Source organism: Methylocystis sp. JAN1 (assembly GCF_052186135.1).
Classification (GTDB): domain Bacteria; phylum Pseudomonadota; class Alphaproteobacteria; order Rhizobiales; family Beijerinckiaceae; genus Methylocystis.
In genome coordinates, this window is record NZ_CP181499.1 from 2359718 (window position 1) to 2382427 (window position 22710).

Below are 22710 nucleotides of genomic sequence, written 5' to 3' on the forward strand. Positions count from 1 at the left end.
GATGGCCGCGCCACGTCGGGGAGACGCCGCCATGACGAAGGTCGTTGACAACAAGGCCACTCAGGAGGTCCTGGGCCAGGAGATCGCCATCGGTCGCGATCCGGCCCTGCCGGCCGCGCAGGGGCTTTACGATCCGTCGAAAGAGCACGACTCCTGCGGCGTCGGCTTTGTCGCCAACATGCACAATGAGAAGTCGCACGCCATCGTTGAGATGGGCTTGCAGATCCTTCTCAATCTGGACCATCGCGGCGCGGTCGGCGCGGACCCCAAGCTCGGCGACGGCTGCGGCATCCTTATCCAGATCCCGCACGATTTCTTCAAGGCGGAATGCAAGAAGCTCGGCTTCGACCTGCCGGCCGCCGGCGAATACGCCATCGGCCAGTTCTTCATGCCGCGCGACCCGGAGGTGCGCGCCAAGGCGAAGGCCATCCTCGAAGAGCAGATGAAGGACGAGGGCGTCGTCGTCCTCGGCTGGCGCGATCTGCCGGTTGATTCGAGCGATCTCGGCGAGGCGGTGAAGGCCGTCGAGCCGCATCACATGCAGCTCTTTATCGGGCGCGGCCCGGGCGTGACGGACGAAAGCGATTTCGAGCGCCGCATCTATCTCGCGCGCAAATCGGCCTCGAATGAAATTTACGCGATCGGAAATGGCGGCCGCGAATTCTACGCGGTCTCCGTTTCGACGCGCACCATCGTCTATAAGGGCATGGTGCTTGTCTCGCAGCTCGGCAGCTACTTCCTCGACCTCAGGGACGAGCGCTTCGTCTCGGCGATCGCGCTCGTGCATCAGCGCTTTGCGACCAATACTTTTCCTTCCTGGCGCCTCGCGCATCCCTACCGCTTCGTCGCGCATAACGGCGAGATCAACACGCTGCGCGGCAACCTCAACTGGATGGCGGCGCGACAGGCGTCCGTCTCCTCGCCGCTCTTCGGCGACAATATCAGCAAGCTCTGGCCGATTTCCTATGAGGGCCAGTCCGACACCGCCTGTTTCGACAATGCGCTCGAATTCCTCGTGCGCGGCGGCTATTCGCTCGCCCATGCGGTGATGATGCTCATTCCCGAGGCCTGGGCCGGCAATCCGCTGATGGACGAGGACCGCCGCGCTTTCTACGAGCATCACGCCGCGCTCATGGAGCCCTGGGACGGCCCCGCCGCCATGGCCTTCACCGACGGGCGCCAGATTGGCGCGACGCTCGACCGCAACGGCCTGCGCCCGGCGCGCTATCTCGTCACCGAGGACGGCCTCGTGGTGATGGCGTCCGAGATGGGCGTGCTGCCCATTCCGGAAGAGAAGATCGTCCAGAAGTGGCGGCTCCAGCCGGGCAAGATGCTTCTCGTCGATCTGGAGCAGGGCCGCATCGTCTCCGACGACGAGATCAAGAAGGAGCTGTCGCTCTCGCATCCCTACAAGGAGTGGCTCGCGCGCACGCAAATCCAGCTCGAAGAGCTGAAGCCAGTCGAGTCGCGCCCCGCGCGCGCCGACGTGACGCTGCTCGATCGCCAGCAGGCCTTCGGCTACACCGAGGAAGACCTCTACACGCTGATGTTCCCGATGGCCGTCACCGGCCAGGAGGCCGTCGGCTCCATGGGCACGGACACGCCCGTCTCGCCGCTCTCCGACAAGGAGAAGCTGCTCTACACCTATTTCAAGCAGAACTTCGCGCAGGTGACCAACCCGCCGATCGACCCGATCCGCGAAGAGCTGGTCATGAGCCTCGTGTCCTTCATCGGGCCGCGTCCGAACATTCTCGACCATGAGGGTTCGGCCAACAAGAAGCGGCTAGAAGTGCGCCAGCCGATCCTCACCAATGAGGATCTCGAAAAGATCCGCTGGATCGGCATGGTCGAGGACAGCTTCGACACCAAGACGCTGGAAATTTCCTACGATTCCAGCAAGGGCGCGGCGGGCATGCGCAGCGCCATCGCGCGCCTGTGCCAGCGCGCGGAGGACGCCGTCAACGGAAAATACAACATCATCATCCTGTCCGACCGCATGGTCGGGCCGGACCGTATCCCGATCCCGGCGCTGCTTGCGACGGCGGCGGTGCATCATCACCTGATCCGCAAGGGGCTGCGCACTTCGGTCGGGCTCGTCGTCGAGACAGCCGAAGCGCGCGAGGTGCATCACTTCGCCTGTCTCGCCGGTTACGGCGCCGAGGCGATTAATCCCTATCTCGCCTTCGACACGCTGGAAGCCTCCGTTTCGGAGTTCCCCAAGGACGTCGACGCCGAGACGGCGGTCAAGCGCTACATCAAGGCGGTCGGCAAAGGCTTGCTGAAGGTCATGTCCAAGATGGGCATTTCGACCTACCAGTCCTATTGCGGCGCGCAGATCTTCGACGCCGTGGGACTCGCGCAAAGCTTCGTGGACGAGTTCTTCACCGGCACGACGACGCGGGTCGAGGGCGTCGGCCTCGACGAGATCGCCAAGGAGACGGTGCGCCGTCATCGTCTCGCCTTCGGCGACGCGCCGGTCTATCGCGACGCGCTGGATGTCGGCGGCGATTACGCCTTCCGCATCCGCGGCGAGGCCCATAGCTGGACGCCGCAGACCGTGTCGCTGCTTCAGCACGCCGTGCGCGGAAACGCGCGCGACCAATATCGCGCTTTCGCCAGGGCGCTGAACGAGCAGGACGAGCGCCTGCTCAATCTGCGCGGCCTGTTTCGCATCAAGGGCGCCGAGGAAGACGGCCGCGAGCCGGTTCCGCTAGAGGAAGTCGAGCCGGCGAGCGAGATCGTCAAGCGCTTCTCGACGGGCGCCATGTCCTTCGGCTCGATTTCGCGCGAGGCGCACACCACGCTCGCCATCGCGATGAACCGCATCGGCGGCAAGTCGAATACGGGCGAGGGCGGCGAGGAGCCCGACCGCTTCAAGCCGCTGCCGAATGGCGACACGATGCGTTCGGCGATCAAGCAGGTGGCTTCCGGCCGCTTCGGCGTGACGACGGAGTATCTCGTCAACGCCGACATGATCCAGATCAAGATGGCGCAGGGCGCGAAGCCCGGCGAAGGCGGGCAGTTGCCCGGCGACAAGGTCGACGCGGTCATCGCCAAGGTCCGGCACTCGACGCCGGGCGTTGGCCTCATCTCGCCGCCGCCGCATCACGATATTTACTCGATTGAGGATCTGGCGCAGCTCATCTTCGACCTGAAGAACGCGAACCCGAAGGCGGGCGTCTCCGTGAAGCTCGTCTCCGAGGTCGGCGTCGGCACGGTCGCCGCCGGCGTCTCGAAGGGCCGCGCCGATCATGTCACGATCTCGGGCTATGACGGCGGCACGGGCGCCTCGCCGTTGACCTCGATCAAGCATGCCGGCTCGCCCTGGGAGATCGGTCTCGCCGAGACGCATCAGACCTTGGTGCTGAACGGGCTGCGTTCGCGCATCGCCGTGCAGGTCGACGGCGGCCTGCGAACGGGCCGCGACGTGGTCGTCGGCGCGCTGCTCGGCGCGGACGAGTTCGGCTTCTCGACGGCGCCGCTCATCGCCGCGGGCTGCATCATGATGCGCAAGTGCCATCTCAACACCTGCCCGGTCGGCGTCGCGACGCAGGACCCGGTTTTGCGCAAGCGCTTCGTCGGCCAGCCCGAGCATGTCATCAACTTCTTCTTCTTCGTCGCCGAGGAAGTGCGCGAGCTGATGGCGCAGATGGGCTATCGCAGCTTCGATGAGCTCGTCGGCCAGATGCAGATGCTCGACAAGACCAGGGCCATCGCTCACTGGAAGGCGCAGGGTCTCGATTTCTCGAAGCTCTTCTTCAAGCCGGCAGGCGAGGGCGCCGCGATCCGCCATTCGCAGTCGCAGGATCACGGCCTCGAAAAGGTGCTCGACAACAGGCTCATCGCCGAGGCGCGTCCGGCGCTCGACCGGGGCGCCAAGGTCTCGATCGAGACGCCGATCAAGAATGTGGACCGCACCACGGGCGCGATGCTCTCGGGCGAGGTGGCGCGCATCTATGGTCACGCCGGCCTGCCGGAGGATACGATCAATATCCGCGCGGTGGGCACGGCGGGGCAGAGCTTCGGCGCCTTCCTCGCGCGCGGCGTCACGCTGCAGCTCGAAGGCGAGGCCAACGACTATGTCGGCAAGGGCCTCTCGGGCGGCAGGCTCGTGGTCTATCCGTCGCGCAACGCCAGGAAGATCGACCCGTCGAACTCGATCATCGTCGGCAACACCGTGCTCTATGGCGCGATTGCGGGCGAGTGCTATTTCCGCGGCGTCGCGGGCGAGCGCTTCGCGGTTCGCAACTCGGGCGCCGTCGCGGTGGTCGAGGGCGTGGGCGACCATGGCTGTGAATATATGACGGGCGGCGTGGTGGTCGTGCTTGGCCAGACGGGCCGCAATTTCGCGGCCGGCATGTCGGGCGGCATCGCCTATGTGCTCGACGAGGACGATACGTTCTCGACGCGCTGCAACCTCGCAATGGTCGATCTCGAGCCGGTCGGCGCCGAGGAGACGGCGATGACCGAGAAATATCACCAGTCGGGCGACCTCGAGACGCATGGCAAGGTGGACGTCATGTCCGACATGACGCGCTTCGACGCCGAGCGCCTGCGCCAGCTCATCGAGAAGCATCTGCGCTTTACGGGCTCGACCCGCGCGCGTGAGATTCTCGACGACTGGGAAAGCTATCGCGTCAGGTTCCGCAAGGTCATGCCGATCGAATACCGCCGCGCGCTGACCGAAATGCAGAAGAAGGCGCAGCCGGGCCGGCTGAAGGCGGCCGGCGAGTAGGGGCGGCGCCGCCTCGTCGGGCCAAGGCAATCGGGTGGAGGACAACAATCTCGCCCTCATGCTGAGGAGGCTCCGCAGGAGCCGTCTCGAAGCACGAGGGCGAGTTCGAGACGGTGCGAAATGAAGGTTTCCTCGTCCTTCGAGACGCCGCCTTTGGCGGCTCCTCAGGATGAGGAAACCTTCGCCCGATCGCCCTGCGCCGGGCGGGACGCGCTTGACGGGGCTCGGACGAAAGCGTTTAGAACTTTTGCAAAGTCGCGCAGGGGCGGCGGCGGGCTCGCTCCCGGCTGGGGCCCGGTGCGGAAAAGGTTGGGAAGCAATATGGGCAAGGTCACGGGCTTTCTCGAAATCGACCGTCAGGACCGCAAATACAAGCCGGCGGCCGATCGCATCCGTCACTATGACGAGTTCATGATCCCGCTCTCGGAAGAGGCGACCAAGAACCAGGCGTCGCGCTGCATGGATTGCGGCATCCCGTTCTGCCACAATGGCTGCCCGGTCAATAACCAAATCCCGGACTGGAACGATCTCGTCTATCACGGCGAGTGGAAGCGCGCGCTCGCCAATCTCCACTCCACCAACAACTTCCCGGAATTCACCGGCCGCATCTGCCCCGCGCCCTGCGAGGCCTCCTGCACGCTGAACCTGCAGGACCAGCCGGTCACCATCAAGACGATCGAATGCGCGATCGTCGATCGCGGCTTCAACGAGGGCTGGGTCGTTCCCGAGCCGCCGAAGCGCAAGACCGGCCGCCGCGTCGCGGTCGTCGGCTCCGGCCCGGCGGGTCTCGCCGCCGCGCAGCAGCTCGCCCGCGCGGGCCACGACGTGCATGTCTTCGAGAAGAACGCCAAGGCCGGCGGCCTGCTGCGCTACGGCATTCCGGACTTCAAGATGGAGAAGCATCTGATCGACCGTCGCGTCGCGCAGATGGAGGCCGAGGGCGTCATTTTCCACTACGAGGTCAATGTCGGCGTCGACGTGAACGTCCGCGATATCGTCGCCGGGCATGACGCGGTGGTCCTCGCGGGCGGCGCCGAAAATCCCCGCGATCTGCCGATCCCTGGACGCGAACTGCGCGGGGTGCATTTCGCGATGGACTTTCTGACGCAGCAGAACCGCCGCGTCTCCGGCGAGCCGCTCGCCACGAACGAGCCGATCTTCGCCACGGGCAAGCATGTCGTCGTCATCGGCGGCGGCGATACGGGCTCGGACTGCATCGGCACCTCGGTGCGCCATGGCGCGCTGTCCGTGACGCAGCTCGAAATCATGCCGGAGCCGCCGGTCAAGGAGAGCAAGCTCCTAACCTGGCCGGACTGGCCGCTCAAGCTACGCACCTCCTCCTCGCACGACGAAGCGGGCGCGCCGCGGCATTTCTCGGTGCTGACGAAGGAGTTCCTCGGCAAGGACGGCGTTTTGACGGGCCTGCGCTGCGTAAAAGTCGACGGCAAGATGCAGGAAGTCCCGGACAGCAGCTTCATCCTGAGAGCGGATCTCGTGCTGCTCGCCATGGGCTTCGTCTCGCCGATCAGGGAAGGCCTGCTCGAACAGCTCGGCGTCGATCTCGACAATCGCGGCAATGTCGCGGCAGATACGCGCGCCTATAACTCGACGCGCGAAAAAGTGTTCGCGTGCGGAGACATGCGGCGCGGACAATCGCTCGTCGTGTGGGCCATTCGTGAGGGACGCCAGTGCGCCCATGCGGTCGACCTGCACCTGATGGGCGAAACAAATCTGCCAAGGTGAGGAAATTATGGTCGACGAGAAATTGAACCTTTGGTACTGCGACACCTTCGTCAGTCAGCCGTGGCAATTCTTCTTTCTGCTGCTGCCGCTCGTCGGCGCCTTCCTTTATGGCCGCGAGCAGAAGAAGCTCGGCTGGACCCTGATCGGGATCTGGGTCGTCATTCAGGTGACTTTCTCAGCGCTCACCAATTTCGTCTTCAGCTGCAATCTCGAATAGGCGCGACGCCGCCTGACAAAAAAGCCCCGGTTCTCCGGGGCTTTTTAAGTTTGGGGGAGGAAGGCTGTCGATCAGAGGACGACAACGGTCGTTCCGACCTTCACCCGGCTGAAAAGATCCGTCACGTCGTCATTCGTCATGCGGATGCAGCCCGACGAAACCGCCTGACCGATCGTCCAGGGCTCATTGGAGCCGTGGATGCGGAACATTGTGTCCTTGTCGCCGGAATAGAGATACATGGCGCGGGCGCCGAGCGGGTTCTCCTCGCCGCCGGCCATGTGGCGCGGCAGGTCGGGGCGGCGCTTCAGCATTTCCTTGGGCGGCGTCCAATCCGGCCAGGACTCCTTGCGGCCGATGTGGACGCGGCCTTTCCAGGTGAAACCTTCGCGGCCGACGCCGATGCCGTAGCGCATCGCCCTGCCATTCGCGAGCGAGAGATAGAGATAGCGGCCTTCCGTGTCGACGGTGATGGTGCCGGGCCGCTCATTCGTGGGATCGGGGACGATCTCGCGCGTCACAGTCGGCGATTCGCGTTGGAGGCGAGCGTCGTCCTGCTGCTGCTCATAGGAGGCCTGAGACGGGCCGCCGCCATAATAGGCGTTGTAATCCTGCGCGTCGGCGGGCGTCGCCTCCTCGAAAAGCGCGAGGAAGCCGCTGTTCTCCGCCAAAGCGTTCGTCGAGAAGGCGCTCATCAGCGCAAAAGTGGCGATCGGCAGAAGGCGATTTTTGAAATCGGACATTTTTGCGGCTCCAGAAGTCTTCTGGGCTGAACAATGCAGGAGCCAGGCAATTGGTTCCGTGCGCTGGCGCACGATCGTCAACGGCGCACAAAATTCGCTGTCGCAAAATCGCCGCACGTCTTAAGGGGTTCTCAATTTCTCAGGGCGCCGCGGGCTTCCATGAATAATCGTCGGCGCGATTGGGGCGCGGAGGCTGGTCGCCGCCTTCGACGAAGACATGTCGCGCGAGCGCCTGCGCATCGGCGCCGGGGGGCGTCGCGACGGAGGCTCGTCTCGCAAGCTCCGAGCCTTGCGCGGCGGCCGCCCCCGTCAGACTTTGCACGGGACCAATGGCGGGCCGCTCCGGTAGCGCCGGCGCCTCCATGGTCGACGGCTTCACCGGAGAGTGGAAAACGAGCGGCGCGCCGGGCGGCGCCGGAGACGCGGTCGCTTGCGCGGGCGGTTGTCCCGAGGCGGGCGGCGCGGCGGCCGAGGGCGCGAGTTCGAGCGGTGGGGTCGGGTGATGGCCCTCGTAAAGTTTCTTGATTTCGTTCGCGACGAAATGCGCGACGCTCAGCGCGCCGGCGTCCGTCAGATGCACGCCGTCGGCCGTGCGCAGCTTCACGATCTGGCCGTTTACGTCGGGGCCGAAAGCGTTGAACTGACCCTTCTCGTCGGCGAGCGCCTCCCACAGGTCGACAAAGACGCCGCCGTCCTTCTCGACCCGGTCGCGGAAAATCTCGTTGAGCTTCGCCATGTCGGCCGAGAAGCTCTCATTCTTCATCACCGGCAGGCCGACCCAGACGACCGGAATCTTCTTCTCGCGGAAGGCCGCGAGCACGGCGTCTATGCGGGCGACGTACAATTCGCGCCAGCGCGGCGAAAGGGGCTCTTCGCTCTGCGCGCCCGCCCGCAAAGGCTGCCGGTCGTTCGAGCCGACCATCATCACGGCGACGTCGACCTTCTGCGGGCCGTTGGCGATCTCCTTCGCCGCCTTCGGCCAATCGTAAAAGTCGTCGCGCACGAGGCTGGAGCTTTCCTTGCCCTTGCGGAGAATGCCGATCTCCGGCTTGTCGGCGAAGGTCTCCTCGAGTCCGCCCGCAAGCTGGATGGCGAGCGTGTCGCCCATCACGGCGACGAAATAATTGGCGGCCGCCTCGGGCGCGTTTTGATCCGGGCCGCCGGCGGGTTCGCTTCGTTTCGCGGCGCGCTTGGGGCGCGCGGCGTCGCCGCTGCGCCAGTAGGTTGGCGGGCGGTTCTCCTGATGCGGCATCATTCGGCGCACGCGCGGCTGGCTTTCGGGGCGGGGGGCGGGGGCGTGCTTCGGGCCGCCGAACAGGCCGCCGAAGAAATCGGAGAAGGGATCCTGCGCGAAGGATTCCGGCGCCGAAGCGAGCAGGGCGGCGAATGCGAGCAGGAAGACGGCGAGCGCGCGGCGCAGCTTGAAAGCATTGACTTTGCAGTGGTTGGCCAGATCGTTCGCCATGCCGCCAGTATGGCGCACCGGGTCGCCCCGCGCAAATCGCGGCTTGACGCAGGCGCGGCTTTCGCCCCCAATCCGCATCGAGTCGAAAAAGGGAACATAATTATGCGCAAATGGGTCGTCGCTCGCCTCGTTCTGGGCTTCGCCGCCGCGGCGTCGGCTCTTGCGCCGGCATCGGCCGGCGAAGGCGGGCGGCGCGAATATGACCCGCCGGCCGAATATCGTTATCCCCCTTATTCCGGGGTGCTGCCGCTCTGCTCCGACCCGTGGATCCTGCAAGAAATACTGGACAGTTTCGCTTCGCGGGAGAGGGAGTATTGGAATTCCGGCCTCGCCATCGCGGCCTTTGAGAGCGCCGCCGAAACCGGCTATCGCGCCAACGGATTGAGCTACATTCCCCGCCGCTATTGCCAGGGCGAGGCGTTCTTCACCGACGGCAAGCGCCGCCGCGTCGTTTATAATGTGGGCGAGGCGCTGGGCTTCATCGGCGTCGGATCGGGCGTGACGTGGTGCGTCGAGGGACTTGACCGCAACCATGCGTTCAGTCCGAATTGCCGCGCCGCCGGACCTTGACCCTGGCTGCAGAGCCGCGAGGATCTCCATGTTCGCCAATCCAGTCAGCGCCGCCCTTCGCGCGGGAGCGATTTGCGTCGCCGTTCTGTTTTTCAACCCGGCGCAGGCCAAGGACGACGATTGCATTCTCGACCGTTGCGCCGACCGGCTGCCGCCCAAGACGCAGCCGGCGCCCGCGCCGCAGGTCCAGCCTGAGGCAAAGACCGAGGCCCGCGAAAGCGGCGGCTTCCGCTCCGGCGCGCCTTCCAGCAATTTCGATTTCTATGTGCTCGCCTTGAGTTGGTCGCCCGGCTTTTGTGACAGCGTCGGCGGCGCGCGCGACCAGTGCGAGCCGGGCCGGGGCCACGGATTCGTCGTGCATGGCCTATGGCCGCAATATGAGCATGGCTTTCCGAGCGACTGCGACGGCCCGCGCAGTCCCTCGCGCATCGCCCTTGAGCGCGCCAACGGCGTTTTTCCCGACGAGCGTCTGGCGCTTTACGAATGGCGTAAGCATGGCACGTGTTCGGGCAAGAGCCCCAGCGACTATTTCGCCGACGTCTCCCGCGCATGGGAGGCGGTCACGATCCCCGCGCCCTTCGTGCGGCCGACGCGCGACCAGACCTTCACGCCCATCGACATCGAGCGCGCCTTTTACAACGCGAATCCGCGCCTGCGTCCCGGCATGATGGCGGTCGCCTGCCGCCGCGACATGCTGGAGGAAGTGCGCATCTGCCTGTCGAAGGATCTGCGCGAATTCCGCGTCTGCCCGGAGGTCGTGCGGCATGGCTGCCGCCAACGGGAAATTTCCGTGCCCGCGCCGCTTTGATTTGCGACTTCCGGGTTTTGCGGGAGAGAGGCCGCGTGCCATAGGACGCCATGAACTATCGCCACGGCTTCCACGCCGGCAATTTCGCCGACGTCTTCAAGCATGCGCTGCTCGCCCGCCTGCTCGTCTATCTGGCGCGCAAGGACGCGCCCTTCCGCGTTATCGACACCCATGCCGGGGAGGGCGCCTATGATCTCGCGGCCGACGAAGCCGAGCGCACGGGGGAGTGGGCGGGCGGCGTTGGGCGCCTCGCCGATCTGTCCTGCGCCGATGACGAGACGCGCGCGCTTCTGGCGCCTTATCTCGGTTGCGTCGGCGCCCTCGGCGCAAACGGACGGCCTGCGCTTTACCCGGGTTCGCCGCTCATCGCCGCGCGACTCATGCGCGAGCAGGACCGCGCCATCTTCTGCGAGCTTCGGCCCGACGCCTTTGATGCGTTGCGCTATCGCTTCGGCCGCGACGCGCGGATCAAGACGATTCATATCGACGGCTATACCGGCCTCGGAGCCTTTGCGCCGCCGAAAGAGCGGCGGGGCCTCGTCCTCATCGATCCGCCCTTTGAGCGCACGGATGAATTCGAGGCGATGTTCTCGGCCTTCCACGCCGCTTACGGCAAGTGGCCGACAGGCGTTTACGCCTTATGGCATCCGTCGAAGGACGCGGCCGCGGAGCGGACGTTCCACGACCGCTTCAGGGCCAAGAGCGTCAAGCGCGCCCTGCGGGTGTCGCTTGCGGTTGCGAGCGGCGGCGAAGGCTTGCGGCGCACGGGCCTCGTCGTGGTCAATCCGCCCTTTGTCTTCGAAGAAGAAGCGCGCAAAATCCTCGCTTTTTTCTCCGCAAGGCTGGCGCAGGGGGAGGGCGCGGGATTTGCGGTCGAGCAGCTGACAGGCGAGTGACGCCTTCCGTGTCACGGCGCTATTTCGCTCTCAAGCATCGATCGAGCGCTTTGCCCGTCAGGCGGAAGGAGGCGAATTCGGAGAAGTCGGTCGCGAGCCCCCATCGCGTTTCGCCCGCCGCCCGCCTGGACTTGAGGAAGACCACGACTTCATTGTCGAATTCCTGGCCCCTCCGCGCGCCGCTCTCCAGAAGCGAGAAGTAGTCGACGACCTCCCCCGACTTGAAAGGGCCTCGCAAGGAGGATGTCACGGCGAAGCGCGTGCGGGTCAAATCCCTGGGCGCCGTTTCCGAGGAAAGGATGCGCCCCTTTACGATCGCTTCGGCCAGCCGGCAGTTTTCGACGAGCAACTGGCGAAGCGCCTCGTCCGCGGCTCGACAGGCGGCGCTGGAGAAAATAAACGCCGCGAGCGCAAGGGGCGCCAGGCGACGGACGCGGCGAAAGACATGCGCGTATACGAGGTTGGAAGACATGGTCGCGCGAAGTCCGGCCTCGATGATCCGCGACGTTTCGAATCCGCTCAATTGACCCTGTCCCTTTTATGAGATGTGCGCTGGCGCGCGGCGCGCGCTTTTCTTTTCCCTATGCTGAGAAATGCTGATAATGCAGCCAGGGATGACGACCAAGGCTTAACCGCCCGTCGACACCGGCCGCGCGGCGGGGGCCGTTTTTTTGATAGACGACGGCAAATCGAATTTCATCGGGAGGGCGGCGACCATGGGTTTTGTCATTTGCGCTGCGAAGATTCGACGGGCGAGCGGTCTCCTGGCGACGATTCTCGTCGTTTCCGCATGGACGACGAGCGCTCAAGCGGGGTTCTTTGAGGATTTGTTTGGCGATGGCGGCAGCGAAACCGCCGCCCCGCCGGCCTCGGCGCCACAGGCGCGTCGGCGTCAGCCCGCCGGCAGCGTCTCTTTTTCGGTTCGATCGTCGAAGGATCGCCGCTCGGCGCGCAAATCGGACGAGGGCGGCGACGGGGAAAAGCCCCGTAAGGCCGTCTTCTGCGCCGCGGGCCTTTCCGAGCGCGCCAATCCAGACAGCGACGAGGTGCGCCTGCATGACGGCACGTTGCGGGCCGGCGACAGCCTCGTGACGTCGAACGGAATTCTCGTTTTCAAAGGCCGCGCCGCCTGTCCGCACACCACATCCGACTTCGTGGGGCTGGCGCAGTCCAGGCTTCCCGCCGAGAAGCGGAACACGCTCGAGAAGCTGGAGCATACGATGCGATCCGGGCGCAGTCCGCTCGTGCTCAGCGACACGGACGACGAGACGCAGGTTGTTGGCCAGAATACGCGGTAATTCGCCGCCCGGCCGCAGCACTCGAACCCGCCCGAAATGCCGCCGCGCTCTTGATGCCGCGCGCGCCAGCCAATATGCCTCGCTCTCACGCCGCCGTCTCGCCAGGGCGCGCGTGAAACAACCGTGTGACAGAGAGGCGCCGCCCGATGATGATCCTCCGCTACTCCGCCGCCTCTCCCTATGCGCGAAAGATTCGCATCGCCGCGGAGTTGCTTGGGCTCGCGGGGCGAATCGAGATCGTCGCGGCGAGCACGACGGACCCCAACGACACGCTTCGTCGGCAAAACCCGCTGGGCAAGATTCCGGCGCTTGTCCTTGAGGATGGCTCGGCGCTCTACGACAGCCGTGTGATCGCCGATTATCTCGACCATCTCGGCGGCGGGAAACTGATTCCGGCGGCTCCGGGCCGCTTCGACGTCCTGCGCCTGCAGGCGCTCGGAGACGGGGTCAACGACGCGGCCTTGCTCATCCGCTACGAGACCGCGACGCGGCGTCCCGAATTGCGCGACCAGGACGCCATCGATCTCCAGCAAGGCAAAATCGACCGCGCGCTCGCCGTTCTGGAGGCGTCCCCGCCGGCCGGTCCGGTCGACATCGGCCAGATCGCCGTCGCCTGCGCGCTCGGCTATCTCGATCTCCGCTTCGAAGGCGCCTGGCGCGGCAAGCATCCGAGGCTCGCCGCCTGGCTGCAAGATTTCGCGACGAAGGTCCCCGCTTTCGAGGCGACGAAGGCGTAGCGGCGCCGGGCGCTGGATCGCGCGGCGTTTAGGCGGAGCCGCCTAAACGCAGGTGACCCGATCTCAGCCCTTTTTCGCGATTTCCGCGGGCGGCGCCCAGACGACGGCGTTCGCGGCCGCCGGGCCGGTCGCGCCCGGAATGCGCAGGCGCTGGCCCGGATAGATCCGGTCCGGGTGCTTTAACATCGGCTTGTTGGCTTCGAAGATCTCCTCATAGCGTTTGCCGTCGCCATAGCTTTCCTCGGCGATCTTCCAGAGCGTGTCCCCTTGCTTGACGACATAGACGCCCGACGGCGCCTCGGGGTCGGCGTCTGGCGCGATGAGATTGTTCTCGACCTGCGCGACCCCCTTCGTGTTGCCGACGAGCAGCACGATCTTCTCCATCTCCGCTCGGGAATTCACGGCGCCGTTCAGCGTCACCTTGCCGCCGTCGACTTCGATGTCGACGCCCGACACGTCGAAGCCATGGTCTTGCAACTCTTTCGTCAGCACGTCGGCCGAGGCCGCCGAGTTGTCGGTCGCGCCGGCAGGCGCGGGAGCCGCTTTGCTCTTGCCGGTGAAGAAGTCGAAAATGCCCATGAAATGCCTCCTGACCAAGACGCTGCGCGCGCCGCCCTGTATATTAGTGGCCGCGTGCGCTTGTGACAGGGCCATTGGTCACCCGCCTGGAGCGCGGCTTGCGAAAAAATGCAAAAAGCGCGCTCCAAGTCTTTAAAGGCGATCCGCAAACTGCGTTCAGGCGACTCCCCGCGACGTGGCGACAGGGTCCGCCTTTGGATGGGATCGGATTATTTAATTCCCGAATCGTCGAATTTTCGGTTCAACCTGCCGCCCGGGACTGGGGAGCCGGCATGTATGGCGAACGGGTATTCGCAAGACTTGCCGGATGGCGATCGACGCTCTCGCGCTTGATGGCCTCGTGAGAATCCCCTGCGACGGAGCGAAGCGGCGATGACAGAGGCGAGCGACAGACATAGGGGGCCGGCGCTTGTGACAGGCGCCGCGCGGCGCATCGGCCTCGCCATCGCTGGCCGCCTCGCGCGGGAAGGGCGCCCGGTCGTCCTGCATTCTTCGCAGCGCTCAGCCGAGGAAGCGGAGCTCGCGGCGGGAGCCATCCGCCAGCAGGGGGGCCGGGCCTGCGTCGCCGTCGCCGATCTCGCCAATGCGCGGGAGACCGGAGGGCTCGCCGATTTCGCGGCCCGCGCCTTTGGGCCGCCGACCCTCCTCGTCAACAACGCTTCCGTCTTTGAAGTGGATCAGGCCTCGGATTTCACGCTGGAGCGCTACGAGCGGCAGATGGCGATCAATCTGCGCGCCCCGCTGATTCTCTCCCGGGATTTCGCGGCCGCGCTGCCCGAGGGCGCCGAGGGCGCCATCGTCAACATCATCGACCAGCGCGTCTGGCGCCTCACGCCGCGCTATTTCAGCTACACGCTCTCAAAGTCGGCGCTATGGACCGCGACGCGCACCATGGCGCAGACCTACGCTCCCCGCATTCGCGTCAACGCCGTGGGGCCGGGACCGGTCTTCCCCAACGAGGCGCTGGGCGACAGGGATTTCGAGATCGAGACGCATGGCGTGCCCCTGGGCCACGCGGCCGAGGTCTCGGGCGTCGTGGACGCGGTGATCTATCTGAGCAGGGCGAAGAGCGTCACCGGGCAGATGATCGCGGTGGACGCCGGGCAGCATCTCGCGTGGCGGACGCCGGATGTGGCGGAGGAAGCTCCGTAAACCCTTCGCAAACCATAATCCACTAAACATTTAAGCAGTTATCCGCGGGCGCGCGTCGCCCGCGGGCGTCAAAAAGGCGCGTTTCGCGCCTAGGGAGCGTTTATGCGCGTGCTTGGCATCGAAACCACCTGCGACGAGACGGCCGCCGCCGTCGTGTCGGACCGCCTCGGAATGGATGGGGGCGACATTCTCTCTAATGAGGTTCTGAGCCAGATCGCCCAGCACGCGGCCTATGGCGGCGTCGTGCCGGAGATCGCGGCGCGCGCGCATATCGACGTGCTCGACCGGCTGATCGCCCGCGCCCTCGCCAACGCCAAAGTCGAGCTCTTTGATATCGACGCGATCGCTGCGGCCGCCGGGCCGGGGCTCATCGGCGGCGTGCTGGTGGGGCTTACGGCGGCCAAAGGCCTGGCGCTCGCCTCCGGCAAGCCCTTCATCGCGGTCAACCATCTCGAAGCCCATGCGCTGACGGCGCGGCTTACCGACCATCTCGACTTTCCCTATCTCGCTTTGCTCGTCTCGGGCGGGCACACGCAGCTCGTCGCGGTGCGGGGCGTGGGCGATTATCGCCGGATCGGCTCGACCGTGGACGACGCGGCGGGCGAGGCTTTCGACAAGGTCGCGAAAATGCTCGGCCTGCCATATCCGGGCGGCCCGCAGATCGAGAAGCTCGCGCAGGACGGCGATCCCCGTCGCTTCGATTTCCCGCGTCCAATGGTCGGGCGCGGCGGCGCGGATTTCTCGCTCTCCGGCCTCAAGACCGCCGTGCGCCTCGAAGTCCTCAAGCTCGGCGCGCCGAGCGAGCAGGACGTCAAGGACCTCGCGGCGTCCTTTCAGGCGGCGATCGTGGACGTCATCGTCGATCGGGTGCGCGGCGGCGTGAAGCTCTTCACGGAAGGCGAGGGACGGCCGAGCGGGCTCGTCATCGGCGGCGGCGTCGGCGCCAACGGCCCCATCCGCCGCGCGCTCACGCGCCTGTGCGCCGAGAGCGGCCTGCGCTTCGTTTCGCCGCCCGGCAATCTCTGTTCGGATAACGGCGCGATCATCGCCTGGGCCGGGCTGGAGCGTTTCAAGCGCGGCTTCACGGACGATCTCGGCTTCGCCCCGCGTCCGCGCTGGCCGCTCGACGCCGTGGCGAGCGGCGCTCATCACGGCAAGGCGTAGCATTGCGGCGGACGTTTTTCGCGGCGTTGGCGGCGATGCTGCTGGCGCCGCAGCCGCAGGCGGCGGGGCCTCTGTCGCAGGAGCCGCTTTATTCGGGCCTGCAGATCTTCTACGGGCCAAGCGACGGCTTCCAAACCGTCGACGCGCGCCTGATCGACGGCGCGCGCCGTTCCATCGACATGGCGGCCTACGTGCTCACCGACCGCGCCCTCGTCGCGGCGCTCGGGCGCGCCGCCATGCGCGGCGTTCGCGTGCGCGTCTATCTCGACGGCGAGGAGATGGGCCGCAACGCGCCGATCCTTGGCGTTGCGGGCGCGCCGAATATCGATGTGCGGCTCAAGGCGCGCAACCGAGACCTGATGCATCTGAAGAGCTATCAGGTGGACGGTCGGACGCTACGTACGGGTTCGGCGAATTTCTCGGTCTCTGGCGAAGCCTATCAGGACAACGATCTGATCGTTATAGAGAGCGCGCAGGCGGCGGCGCGCTTCCGCGAGACCTTCGAACGTCTCTGGGCGCGTCCGGACAATCAGCGGATCGGAATGAGGTGATGCGCGACTCCATCGCAGTTCTCGGCGCCGGCGCCTGGGGCGTCGCGCTCGCCAATGTCGCCGGGCAAGGGCGCGCGCGCGTGGCGCTTTGGGCGCATGATCCCGCCCATGCGGCGGCGCTGGCGAAAGACCGCGAGAACAAGCGGCATCTTCCCGGCCTGCCGCTCGCCGCCGCAGTCGCGCCGACAAGCGACCTTTCCTGCATCAAAGACGCGAGGATCGTTCTGGCGGTCGTCCCGGCCCAGGCGATGCGCGCCGTCGCGCGCGCCGCCCGGGCGCATCTTTCGGAAGGCGCGGCCTTCGTCATCTGCGCCAAGGGCATTGAGCGCGACCGGCGCCATTTCATGAGCGAGGTCGTCGCCGAGGAACTGCCGCAGGCGCGTCCCGCGGTTCTCTCCGGGCCGAGCTTCGCCGCCGACGTCTGCAAGGGTCTCCCGACCGCCGTCACGCTCGCGGCCGAAGACGAGGGGCTGGCGCAGCAACTATGCGAGGCGCTGTCGACCAAGACCTTTCGTCTCTATCGCTCCACCGACCTTCGCGGCGTCGAGATCGGCGGGGCGGCCAAGAACGTCTTCGCCATCGGCGCCGGCATGGCCTCGGGCCGCAGGCTCGGCGCGAGCGCGCAGGCCGCGCTGATCGCCCGCGGCTTCGCGGAGCTGATGCGGCTCGGCCGCGCGCTTGGCGCCCGGAGCGAGACGCTGATGGGCCTTTCGGGGCTGGGCGATCTGGTGCTGACCTGCGGTTCGGCGCAATCGCGCAATTTCGCTTTTGGTCAGGCGCTCGGGCAGGGGACGGCGGTAAAGGACGCGTCCGGCGGCAAGCTCACCGAGGGCGCCTTCACGGCGCGCGTGCTCGTCGAAATGGCGCAGGCGGCGGAAATCGAGATGCCGATCGCCGAAGCGGTGGACGCCATTCTGTCATCGCGCCTCAGCGTCGACGCGGCGATCGACGCCCTGCTGATGCGGCCGCTCAAGGCCGAGGCCTGATCGTCGGGCGTCTCGAATGGTCTATTGCACTCCCGCCGGAAGGTTCGCCTTGCCGTCGAGCGCGTCCCGGATCTTGCGCGCGATCTGCGCGAGCGTAAAGGGCTTGGTCAGCAGGTTCACGTCGGGATCGAGCAGGCCGTTGCGCATGATTGCGTGTTGCGAGTAGCCCGTAATGAACAGCACATGCAGGGAGTGGCGGCGAAAGACGGCCTCTCGCGCCAGCCGGGCGCCATCCATCCCCGGCATGAAGACGTCGGTGATCATCAGCGAGATATCGTGCCGCGCGCGAATGATCTGGATCGCCTCCTCGCCGCTCGTCGCCTCGAGCACCGTGTAGCCGAGTTCCCGCACGCCCTGCGAGGTCGCGCGCAGGGCGCTCTCGTCATCCTCGACGATCAGAACGATTTCCTCGGGCCGCCCGCGCGGAAAGTCCTCCTGCTTGGGCTCCGGGGGAGGGGGCTCGGCCTTTTCGTTCGCCTCGACATAGCGCGGCAGATAGAGCTTTACGCAGGTCCCGTGGCCGACTTCCGAATAAATCTTGATGTGGCCGCCGGATTGCTTGACGAAGCCGTGCGCCTGGGAGAGGCCGAGGCCGGTGCCTTTGCCGATAGGCTTGGTTGTGAAAAAAGGATCGAAGGCCTTGGCCACGACATCCGACGGCATGCCGGCGCCTGTGTCCGAGACCGACAGCACGACATACTGGCCGACCTTCGCCTCGGGATTTTCCGCGGCGTAATGTTCGTCGAGTTCCACATTCGCGGTCTCGATGGTCAACTGCCCGCCGATGGGCATGGCGTCGCGGGCGTTGACGGCGAGATTGAGAATGGCGCTTTCGAGCTCGTTCGCGTCGACCCTCGTCAGCCAGAGGTCCTTGCCGAGCGAGGTCGCGAGTTGGATTGGCGCGCCCAGGGTTCGGTGCAGGATTGACGACATGCCCGTCACGAGCTGGTTCGCGTCGAGCGGCGTGGGGCTGAGCGGCTGGATGCGCGAAAAGGCCAGCAGGCGGCGCACGAGTTTCGCCGCGCGATCGGCGCCGTCGAGCGCCGAGTCGATCATCTGCTCCGCGTCGGCCTCCTCCCTTCGCAGCTTGCGGCGCAGAATGTTGAGGCTCGCGACGATCACGCCGAGCATGTTGTTGAAGTCGTGCGCGATGCCGCCGGCGAGGTGGCCCAGCGCCTCGAGTTTCTGCGATTGACGGAGCTGCGCCTCCAGGGCGCTTCGCTTCGTCGACTCGCCGACCAGTTCGTTATAGGCGAGCTTAAGGGCGTCGCTGGATTTGCGAAGCGCGGTGATCTGCTTCTGGGCCAGAAACACAGCGAAGGCGGCGACGCCGGCGAGCAGAACGATCATGACGCCGATCGCGGACTGAAGCGAATCGTTGGCTCGCGCCAAGCGCTCGTCGCGCTGGCGATAGAGCTCCTCCTCGAACGAGACCATCTCGTTGATCAGGGCGTCGATTTGATCCATCAGCGCCTTGCCGCGCCCCGTGCGCACGATCTCGGTCGCTTCGTTGAAGCGCCCGGCGTTCATCAGGGCGAGCTTGCGTTCAAGGAGCGCCGTGCGCTCCCGCAGAAGCGGCCGGAGCCTGGCGAGCCTCTCGCTCTGTTCCGGATTGTCGGCGACGAGCGCGCCGATCTCCGTCAATTGCTGCTCGATGCCGCCGGCCAGATCCGTTGCGGGAGAAAAATTCTTCTTGTCGCGATTGATGACATAGCCGCGCTCCTCGCTCTCCGCGCGGCGCACCGCGCTGTTGAGCTTGTGCAACGCGCTCTCGACCTCGAGCGTATGGCGTACGAGGGAGCCGCTGTTGCGGCGATGCTCCTCGGTTCGGATCGTGACGACGCCGGCCGAAGCGAGAATCGCGAAGGCGACGATCAGGCTGACCGTTTCGAAGGACAGATACTTTCTCGACGCGGCCATGCGCGGTCCACTAACAAACCGATCTGGCGATTTTATGCGCTGCGGAGATCATTGCCAGCGTTACAGCGCCTCTCCGCTGGCGGGCCGCGCCTTTGTCGCAAAGCCCGCCGTTTTTCACCGATGGATCCTCAAGCCTTCGGAATTTCGCGAACCGCGCCGCGCGCGGCGCTCGTCGTCAGGGCCGCATAGGCGCGTAACGCCGTCGAGATCTTGCGATGGCGTGGGCTTGCCGGTTGGAACCCCTTGGAGGCTCGAACCGCGCGGCGCGCGGAAAGTTCCGTTTCAGCAACGGCGAGGGTGATTTTTCTGTTCGGAATGTCGATCTCGACGCGGTCGCCGTCCTGGACGAGCGCAATCAGCCCGCCTTCAGCGGCCTCCGGCGAGACGTGGCCGATGGAAAGGCCGGATGTGCCGCCCGAGAAGCGCCCGTCGGTGATCAGCGCGCAGGCCTTTCCGAGGCCCTTCGACTTCAGATAGCTCGTCGGGTAAAGCATCTCCTGCATGCCGGGGCCGCCGCGCGGGCCTTCATAGCGGATGACGACGACATCGCCTTCCTTCACCGCGCCGGTGAGGATGCCGGAGACCGCCGCGTCCTGACTCTCGAAAACGCGGGCGGGCCCCGAGAATTTCAGGATCGACTCGTCGACGCCCGCCGTCTTCACGATGCAGCCATCCTGCGCGAGATTGCCGAAGAGCACGGCGAGGCCGCCATCCTTGGAGAAGGCGTGAGCCGCGTCGCGGATCGCTCCCTTTTCGCGATCCGCGTCGAGCGAGTCGTAGCGACGATCCTGGCTGAAGGCTTCCTGCGTCGGCACGCCGCCGGGCGCGGCCTTGAAGAAGGCCTTGGCCGTCTCGCTGGTCGTCACGCCGACATCCCAGCGCGAAATCGCGTCCGCGAGCGTCGCGCTGTGGACGGTGGGCCGGTCGCCATGCAACAGGCCGGCGCGATGCAACTCGCCGAGAATCGCGATGACGCCGCCGGCGCGATGCACGTCCTCCATGTGGACGTCTGGCACGGAAGGCGCGACCTTGCAGAGCACCGGCACACGGCGCGACATTCGGTCGATGTCGGCCATGGTGAAATTCACTTCGGCTTCATATGCGGCGGCGAGGAGATGCAGCACGGTGTTGGTCGAGCCGCCCATGGCGATGTCGAGCGCGATGGCGTTCTCGAAGGCCTCGAAGGTCGCGATTGAGCGCGGCAGGACGCTCGCGTCGTCCTGTTCGTAATAGCGGCGCGCGAGATCAACGATGAGATGCCCCGCCTCGACGAAGAGGCGCTTGCGGTCGGCGTGGGTGGCGACGATCGTGCCGTTGCCCGGCAGCGAGAGGCCGAGCGCCTCGGTGAGGCAGTTCATGCTGTTAGCGGTGAACATGCCCGAGCAGGAGCCGCAGGTGGGGCAGGCGGAGCGCTCGATGGCCCTCACGTCGCTCTCGGCCACCTTGTCGTCGGCGCCCGCGATGATCGCGTCGACGAGGTCGAGCGCATGCTCCTTGCCCGCGAGCACGACCTTGCCGGCCTCCATCGGGCCGCCCGAGACGAAGACGGCCGGGATGTTGAGGCGCAGCGCCGCCATCAGCATGCCGGGGGTGATCTTGTCGCAATTGGAGATGCAGACCATCGCGTCGGCGCAATGGGCGTTGACCATATACTCCACGCTGTCGGCGATCACTTCGCGCGAGGGCAGGGAGTAGAGCATCCCGTCATGGCCCATGGCGATGCCGTCATCGACTGCGATGGTGTTGAACTCTTTCGCGACGCCGCCCGCCTTCTCGATCTCGCGCGCGACGAGCTGGCCGAGATCCTTGAGATGCACATGCCCGGGTACGAACTGGGTGAAGCTGTTGACGACGGCGATGATCGGCTTCCCGAAATCCTCCTCCTTCATGCCCGTCGCGCGCCAGAGGCCGCGCGCGCCCGCCATGTTGCGACCGTGGGTGGTGGTGCGGGAACGATAGGGAGGCATGACGACTGCTTTCTCGCAGGGAAGTGTTCGGGAGGCGATAGCCCAGCCGGAGCGTCCCCGCAACCGTCATAAAGGCTCCATGCGCCTATAACATATATCGTAAAAAGCGATAAGTCGTCGCCCGTCGTCTCGTGGGCTGATCCTTGCCGGCGGAGGCGGGCCGGGCTCGCGCGTGGTTGGCGTTCGCCTACTCGAAGAGGCGCTTGAGACGCTGGCCAAAGCCCGCGGCCTTGGGGAGCGGAACGAGGTGAGCCGCGGCGCCGCCTTCCAGCGTCAGATAAATCACGCCGGCCGGATCGACCTCGCTCGGGCCGACATGATGCACGCGGATGGTCCCGGCCTCGGCGGCGTCCAAAGCCGCCCCGTCCGGGATCATATCGCCGCCGCGCGCCCGCACCGCCTCGACGAAATCGCAGATGCGCAGGAACACCCATTCCGGCGGCATGGGCGTTTCTTCGAAGATGACGGCGCGGTTGAGGAAGTGCTCGGCGAAACATCCGCGCGCGCCGATCACCCGCCGCCCGCCAACCGTCCAGTTGCTCGAGAAAAAGCTTGGATGAAGGAGGAGCGGCATGGGCAGCGCTCTCTTGGCGGCCAGTGACAGAAAATGCTCCGGGCGGAGGATCTGGTTGGACTGGCGCCAATGTATCGCCGTCGGCTTCGTCCGGTCGCAGAAATATTGCGTGAGCAATTTGCAGATCGCGAGCTTCATGTCGAAAAGCCCGTCGGCCTGTGGCGGAGGCTTGGCGCCGAGTTTCGCCTTCGGCTCGGAGCCGGCGCAGCCCGTGGGGACGTCATGCGTCACGGCGATGGAAATATTGGCGCGGTGGCCCGCCACCGCCGCTGCGGCGTCCTCGAAGGTCATGTGCGTATAGGGCGAGGCGAGACACTGCGCGAAACCCTGCGGTCCCAGGGGCTGGGGATGCTTCGAGATGAGGATGAAGAGTCCCGAGCCGGCGAACATCGCCGAGGCGTCCGCTGAGAGCGGAGAATAGCGAAACGGTTCCAGAACGCCGTCGAAGAGCGTGTTCAGGTGGCTGAGAACGTCTGGGAAGGGGATGGCCGGACAGGGGCCCGCATAGAGGAGCGCCGTATCCACCTCGGCGGGGGCGAAGTTCAGCAGCATCGACGGATCTCCCGGCGCATTTGCCGGAATCTGATCACGAAGCTGCTAAGACTTGC

Annotated in this window: 19 protein-coding genes; 12 read left to right on the forward strand and 7 right to left on the reverse strand. The window is 65.9% G+C overall.

Going from position 1 to position 22710, the window contains the following annotated elements; translation table 11 throughout:
• Positions 1-31 precede the first annotated feature (31 nt).
• The 3 genes from gltB to ACNHKD_RS11250 all read left to right on the forward strand — a co-directional run bounded on the left by gltB (position 32) and on the right by ACNHKD_RS11250 (position 6695).
• On the forward strand, positions 32-4735 hold the full coding sequence (gene gltB / locus ACNHKD_RS11240; RefSeq protein WP_442753575.1) for a glutamate synthase large subunit: 4704 nt from the start codon (positions 32-34) through the stop codon (positions 4733-4735).
• A gap of 321 nt (positions 4736-5056) precedes the next feature.
• Positions 5057-6478, forward strand: a complete 1422-nt coding sequence (locus ACNHKD_RS11245) for a glutamate synthase subunit beta (protein WP_442753576.1) — start codon at positions 5057-5059, stop codon at positions 6476-6478.
• Positions 6479-6485: 7 nt separating this feature from the next.
• Positions 6486-6695 (forward strand): hypothetical protein, encoded by a 210-nt coding sequence (locus ACNHKD_RS11250; protein ID WP_442753577.1) that lies wholly within the window; start codon positions 6486-6488, stop codon positions 6693-6695.
• Between the two features lie 71 nt (positions 6696-6766).
• Here the strand turns inward: ACNHKD_RS11250 and ACNHKD_RS11255 are convergent, their stop codons facing one another.
• Together ACNHKD_RS11255 and ACNHKD_RS11260 are read right to left on the reverse strand one after the other, a co-directional pair.
• A complete protein-coding gene (locus ACNHKD_RS11255; RefSeq protein WP_442753578.1) occupies positions 6767-7435 on the reverse strand; it encodes a L,D-transpeptidase in 669 nt (222 codons plus the stop codon).
• A 139-nt stretch (positions 7436-7574) separates the two neighbouring features.
• Positions 7575-8900, reverse strand: a complete 1326-nt coding sequence (locus tag ACNHKD_RS11260) for a DUF459 domain-containing protein (protein ID WP_442753579.1) — start codon at positions 8898-8900, stop codon at positions 7575-7577.
• A gap of 102 nt (positions 8901-9002) precedes the next feature.
• On the opposite strand from ACNHKD_RS11260, the gene ACNHKD_RS11265 reads away from it, so the two are divergent.
• From ACNHKD_RS11265 to ACNHKD_RS11275, 3 genes are read left to right on the forward strand one after another with little or no spacing between them, the layout of a single operon-like run.
• Positions 9003-9470, forward strand: coding sequence for a hypothetical protein (locus ACNHKD_RS11265; RefSeq protein ID WP_442753580.1), 468 nt, complete (start codon positions 9003-9005; stop codon positions 9468-9470).
• 28 nt (positions 9471-9498) lie between these two features.
• On the forward strand, positions 9499-10278 hold the full coding sequence (locus ACNHKD_RS11270) for a ribonuclease T2 family protein (RefSeq protein WP_442753581.1): 780 nt from the start codon (positions 9499-9501) through the stop codon (positions 10276-10278).
• Between the two features lie 50 nt (positions 10279-10328).
• On the forward strand, positions 10329-11174 hold the full coding sequence (locus tag ACNHKD_RS11275; RefSeq protein ID WP_442753582.1) for a 23S rRNA (adenine(2030)-N(6))-methyltransferase RlmJ: 846 nt from the start codon (positions 10329-10331) through the stop codon (positions 11172-11174).
• A gap of 19 nt (positions 11175-11193) precedes the next feature.
• Here the strand turns inward: ACNHKD_RS11275 and ACNHKD_RS11280 are convergent, their stop codons facing one another.
• Complete coding sequence (locus ACNHKD_RS11280) at positions 11194-11697, reverse strand: hypothetical protein (protein WP_442753583.1); 504 nt, start codon at positions 11695-11697, stop codon at positions 11194-11196.
• Between the two features lie 193 nt (positions 11698-11890).
• On the opposite strand from ACNHKD_RS11280, the gene ACNHKD_RS11285 reads away from it, so the two are divergent.
• On the forward strand, positions 11891-12472 hold the full coding sequence (locus ACNHKD_RS11285) for a hypothetical protein (protein ID WP_442753584.1): 582 nt from the start codon (positions 11891-11893) through the stop codon (positions 12470-12472).
• Between the two features lie 146 nt (positions 12473-12618).
• Positions 12619-13209 (forward strand): glutathione S-transferase, encoded by a 591-nt coding sequence (locus ACNHKD_RS11290; RefSeq protein ID WP_442753585.1) that lies wholly within the window; start codon positions 12619-12621, stop codon positions 13207-13209.
• A 63-nt stretch (positions 13210-13272) separates the two neighbouring features.
• Here the strand turns inward: ACNHKD_RS11290 and lysM are convergent, their stop codons facing one another.
• Entirely contained in the window at positions 13273-13788 is a 516-nt protein-coding gene (gene lysM, locus ACNHKD_RS11295; protein ID WP_442753586.1) for a peptidoglycan-binding protein LysM, read from the reverse strand.
• Positions 13789-14160: 372 nt separating this feature from the next.
• Here lysM and ACNHKD_RS11300 point away from each other — a divergent pair, with 372 nt between their 5' ends.
• From ACNHKD_RS11300 to ACNHKD_RS11315, 4 genes are all read left to right on the forward strand, one after another.
• Positions 14161-14940, forward strand: a complete 780-nt coding sequence (locus tag ACNHKD_RS11300) for an SDR family oxidoreductase (protein WP_442753587.1) — start codon at positions 14161-14163, stop codon at positions 14938-14940.
• A gap of 102 nt (positions 14941-15042) precedes the next feature.
• Positions 15043-16104: a tRNA (adenosine(37)-N6)-threonylcarbamoyltransferase complex transferase subunit TsaD gene (gene tsaD / locus ACNHKD_RS11305; RefSeq protein WP_442753588.1), complete on the forward strand. Its 1062-nt coding sequence runs from the start codon at positions 15043-15045 to the stop codon at positions 16102-16104.
• Between the two features lie 2 nt (positions 16105-16106).
• Positions 16107-16655, forward strand: coding sequence for a phospholipase D-like domain-containing protein (locus ACNHKD_RS11310; RefSeq protein ID WP_442753589.1), 549 nt, complete (start codon positions 16107-16109; stop codon positions 16653-16655).
• Positions 16655-17641, forward strand: a complete 987-nt coding sequence (locus tag ACNHKD_RS11315; protein WP_442753590.1) for an NAD(P)H-dependent glycerol-3-phosphate dehydrogenase — start codon at positions 16655-16657, stop codon at positions 17639-17641. The genes ACNHKD_RS11310 and ACNHKD_RS11315 overlap by 1 nt, the downstream gene beginning before the upstream one ends.
• Before the next feature lie 21 nt (positions 17642-17662).
• Here ACNHKD_RS11315 and ACNHKD_RS11320 read toward each other — a convergent pair whose 3' ends face one another.
• From ACNHKD_RS11320 to ACNHKD_RS11330, 3 genes are all read right to left on the reverse strand, one after another.
• The gene (locus tag ACNHKD_RS11320; RefSeq protein WP_442753591.1) at positions 17663-19561 is read right to left on the reverse strand and encodes a CHASE3 domain-containing protein; all 1899 of its coding nucleotides are present in this window, start codon (positions 19559-19561) and stop codon (positions 17663-17665) included.
• A gap of 128 nt (positions 19562-19689) precedes the next feature.
• Complete coding sequence (ilvD, locus tag ACNHKD_RS11325) at positions 19690-21528, reverse strand: dihydroxy-acid dehydratase (RefSeq protein WP_442753592.1); 1839 nt, start codon at positions 21526-21528, stop codon at positions 19690-19692.
• Between the two features lie 187 nt (positions 21529-21715).
• Positions 21716-22654: a hypothetical protein gene (locus ACNHKD_RS11330; protein WP_442753593.1), complete on the reverse strand. Its 939-nt coding sequence runs from the start codon at positions 22652-22654 to the stop codon at positions 21716-21718.
• Positions 22655-22710 lie beyond the last annotated feature (56 nt).

Coding starts and splice junctions, on each gene's coding strand:
- gltB (WP_442753575.1), top strand. CDS start 32: ATGACGAAGGTCGTTGACAACAAGGCCACTCAGGAGGTCCTGGGCCAG.
- ACNHKD_RS11245 (WP_442753576.1), top strand. CDS start 5,057: ATGGGCAAGGTCACGGGCTTTCTCGAAATCGACCGTCAGGACCGCAAA.
- ACNHKD_RS11250 (WP_442753577.1), top strand. CDS start 6,486: ATGGTCGACGAGAAATTGAACCTTTGGTACTGCGACACCTTCGTCAGT.
- ACNHKD_RS11255 (WP_442753578.1), bottom strand. CDS start 7,435: ATGTCCGATTTCAAAAATCGCCTTCTGCCGATCGCCACTTTTGCGCTG.
- ACNHKD_RS11260 (WP_442753579.1), bottom strand. CDS start 8,900: ATGGCGAACGATCTGGCCAACCACTGCAAAGTCAATGCTTTCAAGCTG.
- ACNHKD_RS11265 (WP_442753580.1), top strand. CDS start 9,003: ATGCGCAAATGGGTCGTCGCTCGCCTCGTTCTGGGCTTCGCCGCCGCG.
- ACNHKD_RS11270 (WP_442753581.1), top strand. CDS start 9,499: ATGTTCGCCAATCCAGTCAGCGCCGCCCTTCGCGCGGGAGCGATTTGC.
- ACNHKD_RS11275 (WP_442753582.1), top strand. CDS start 10,329: ATGAACTATCGCCACGGCTTCCACGCCGGCAATTTCGCCGACGTCTTC.
- ACNHKD_RS11285 (WP_442753584.1), top strand. CDS start 11,891: ATGGGTTTTGTCATTTGCGCTGCGAAGATTCGACGGGCGAGCGGTCTC.
- ACNHKD_RS11290 (WP_442753585.1), top strand. CDS start 12,619: ATGATGATCCTCCGCTACTCCGCCGCCTCTCCCTATGCGCGAAAGATT.
- lysM (WP_442753586.1), bottom strand. CDS start 13,788: ATGGGCATTTTCGACTTCTTCACCGGCAAGAGCAAAGCGGCTCCCGCG.
- ACNHKD_RS11300 (WP_442753587.1), top strand. CDS start 14,161: ATGACAGAGGCGAGCGACAGACATAGGGGGCCGGCGCTTGTGACAGGC.
- tsaD (WP_442753588.1), top strand. CDS start 15,043: ATGCGCGTGCTTGGCATCGAAACCACCTGCGACGAGACGGCCGCCGCC.
- ACNHKD_RS11315 (WP_442753590.1), top strand. CDS start 16,655: ATGCGCGACTCCATCGCAGTTCTCGGCGCCGGCGCCTGGGGCGTCGCG.
- ACNHKD_RS11320 (WP_442753591.1), bottom strand. CDS start 19,561: ATGGCCGCGTCGAGAAAGTATCTGTCCTTCGAAACGGTCAGCCTGATC.
- ilvD (WP_442753592.1), bottom strand. CDS start 21,528: ATGCCTCCCTATCGTTCCCGCACCACCACCCACGGTCGCAACATGGCG.
- ACNHKD_RS11330 (WP_442753593.1), bottom strand. CDS start 22,654: ATGCTGCTGAACTTCGCCCCCGCCGAGGTGGATACGGCGCTCCTCTAT.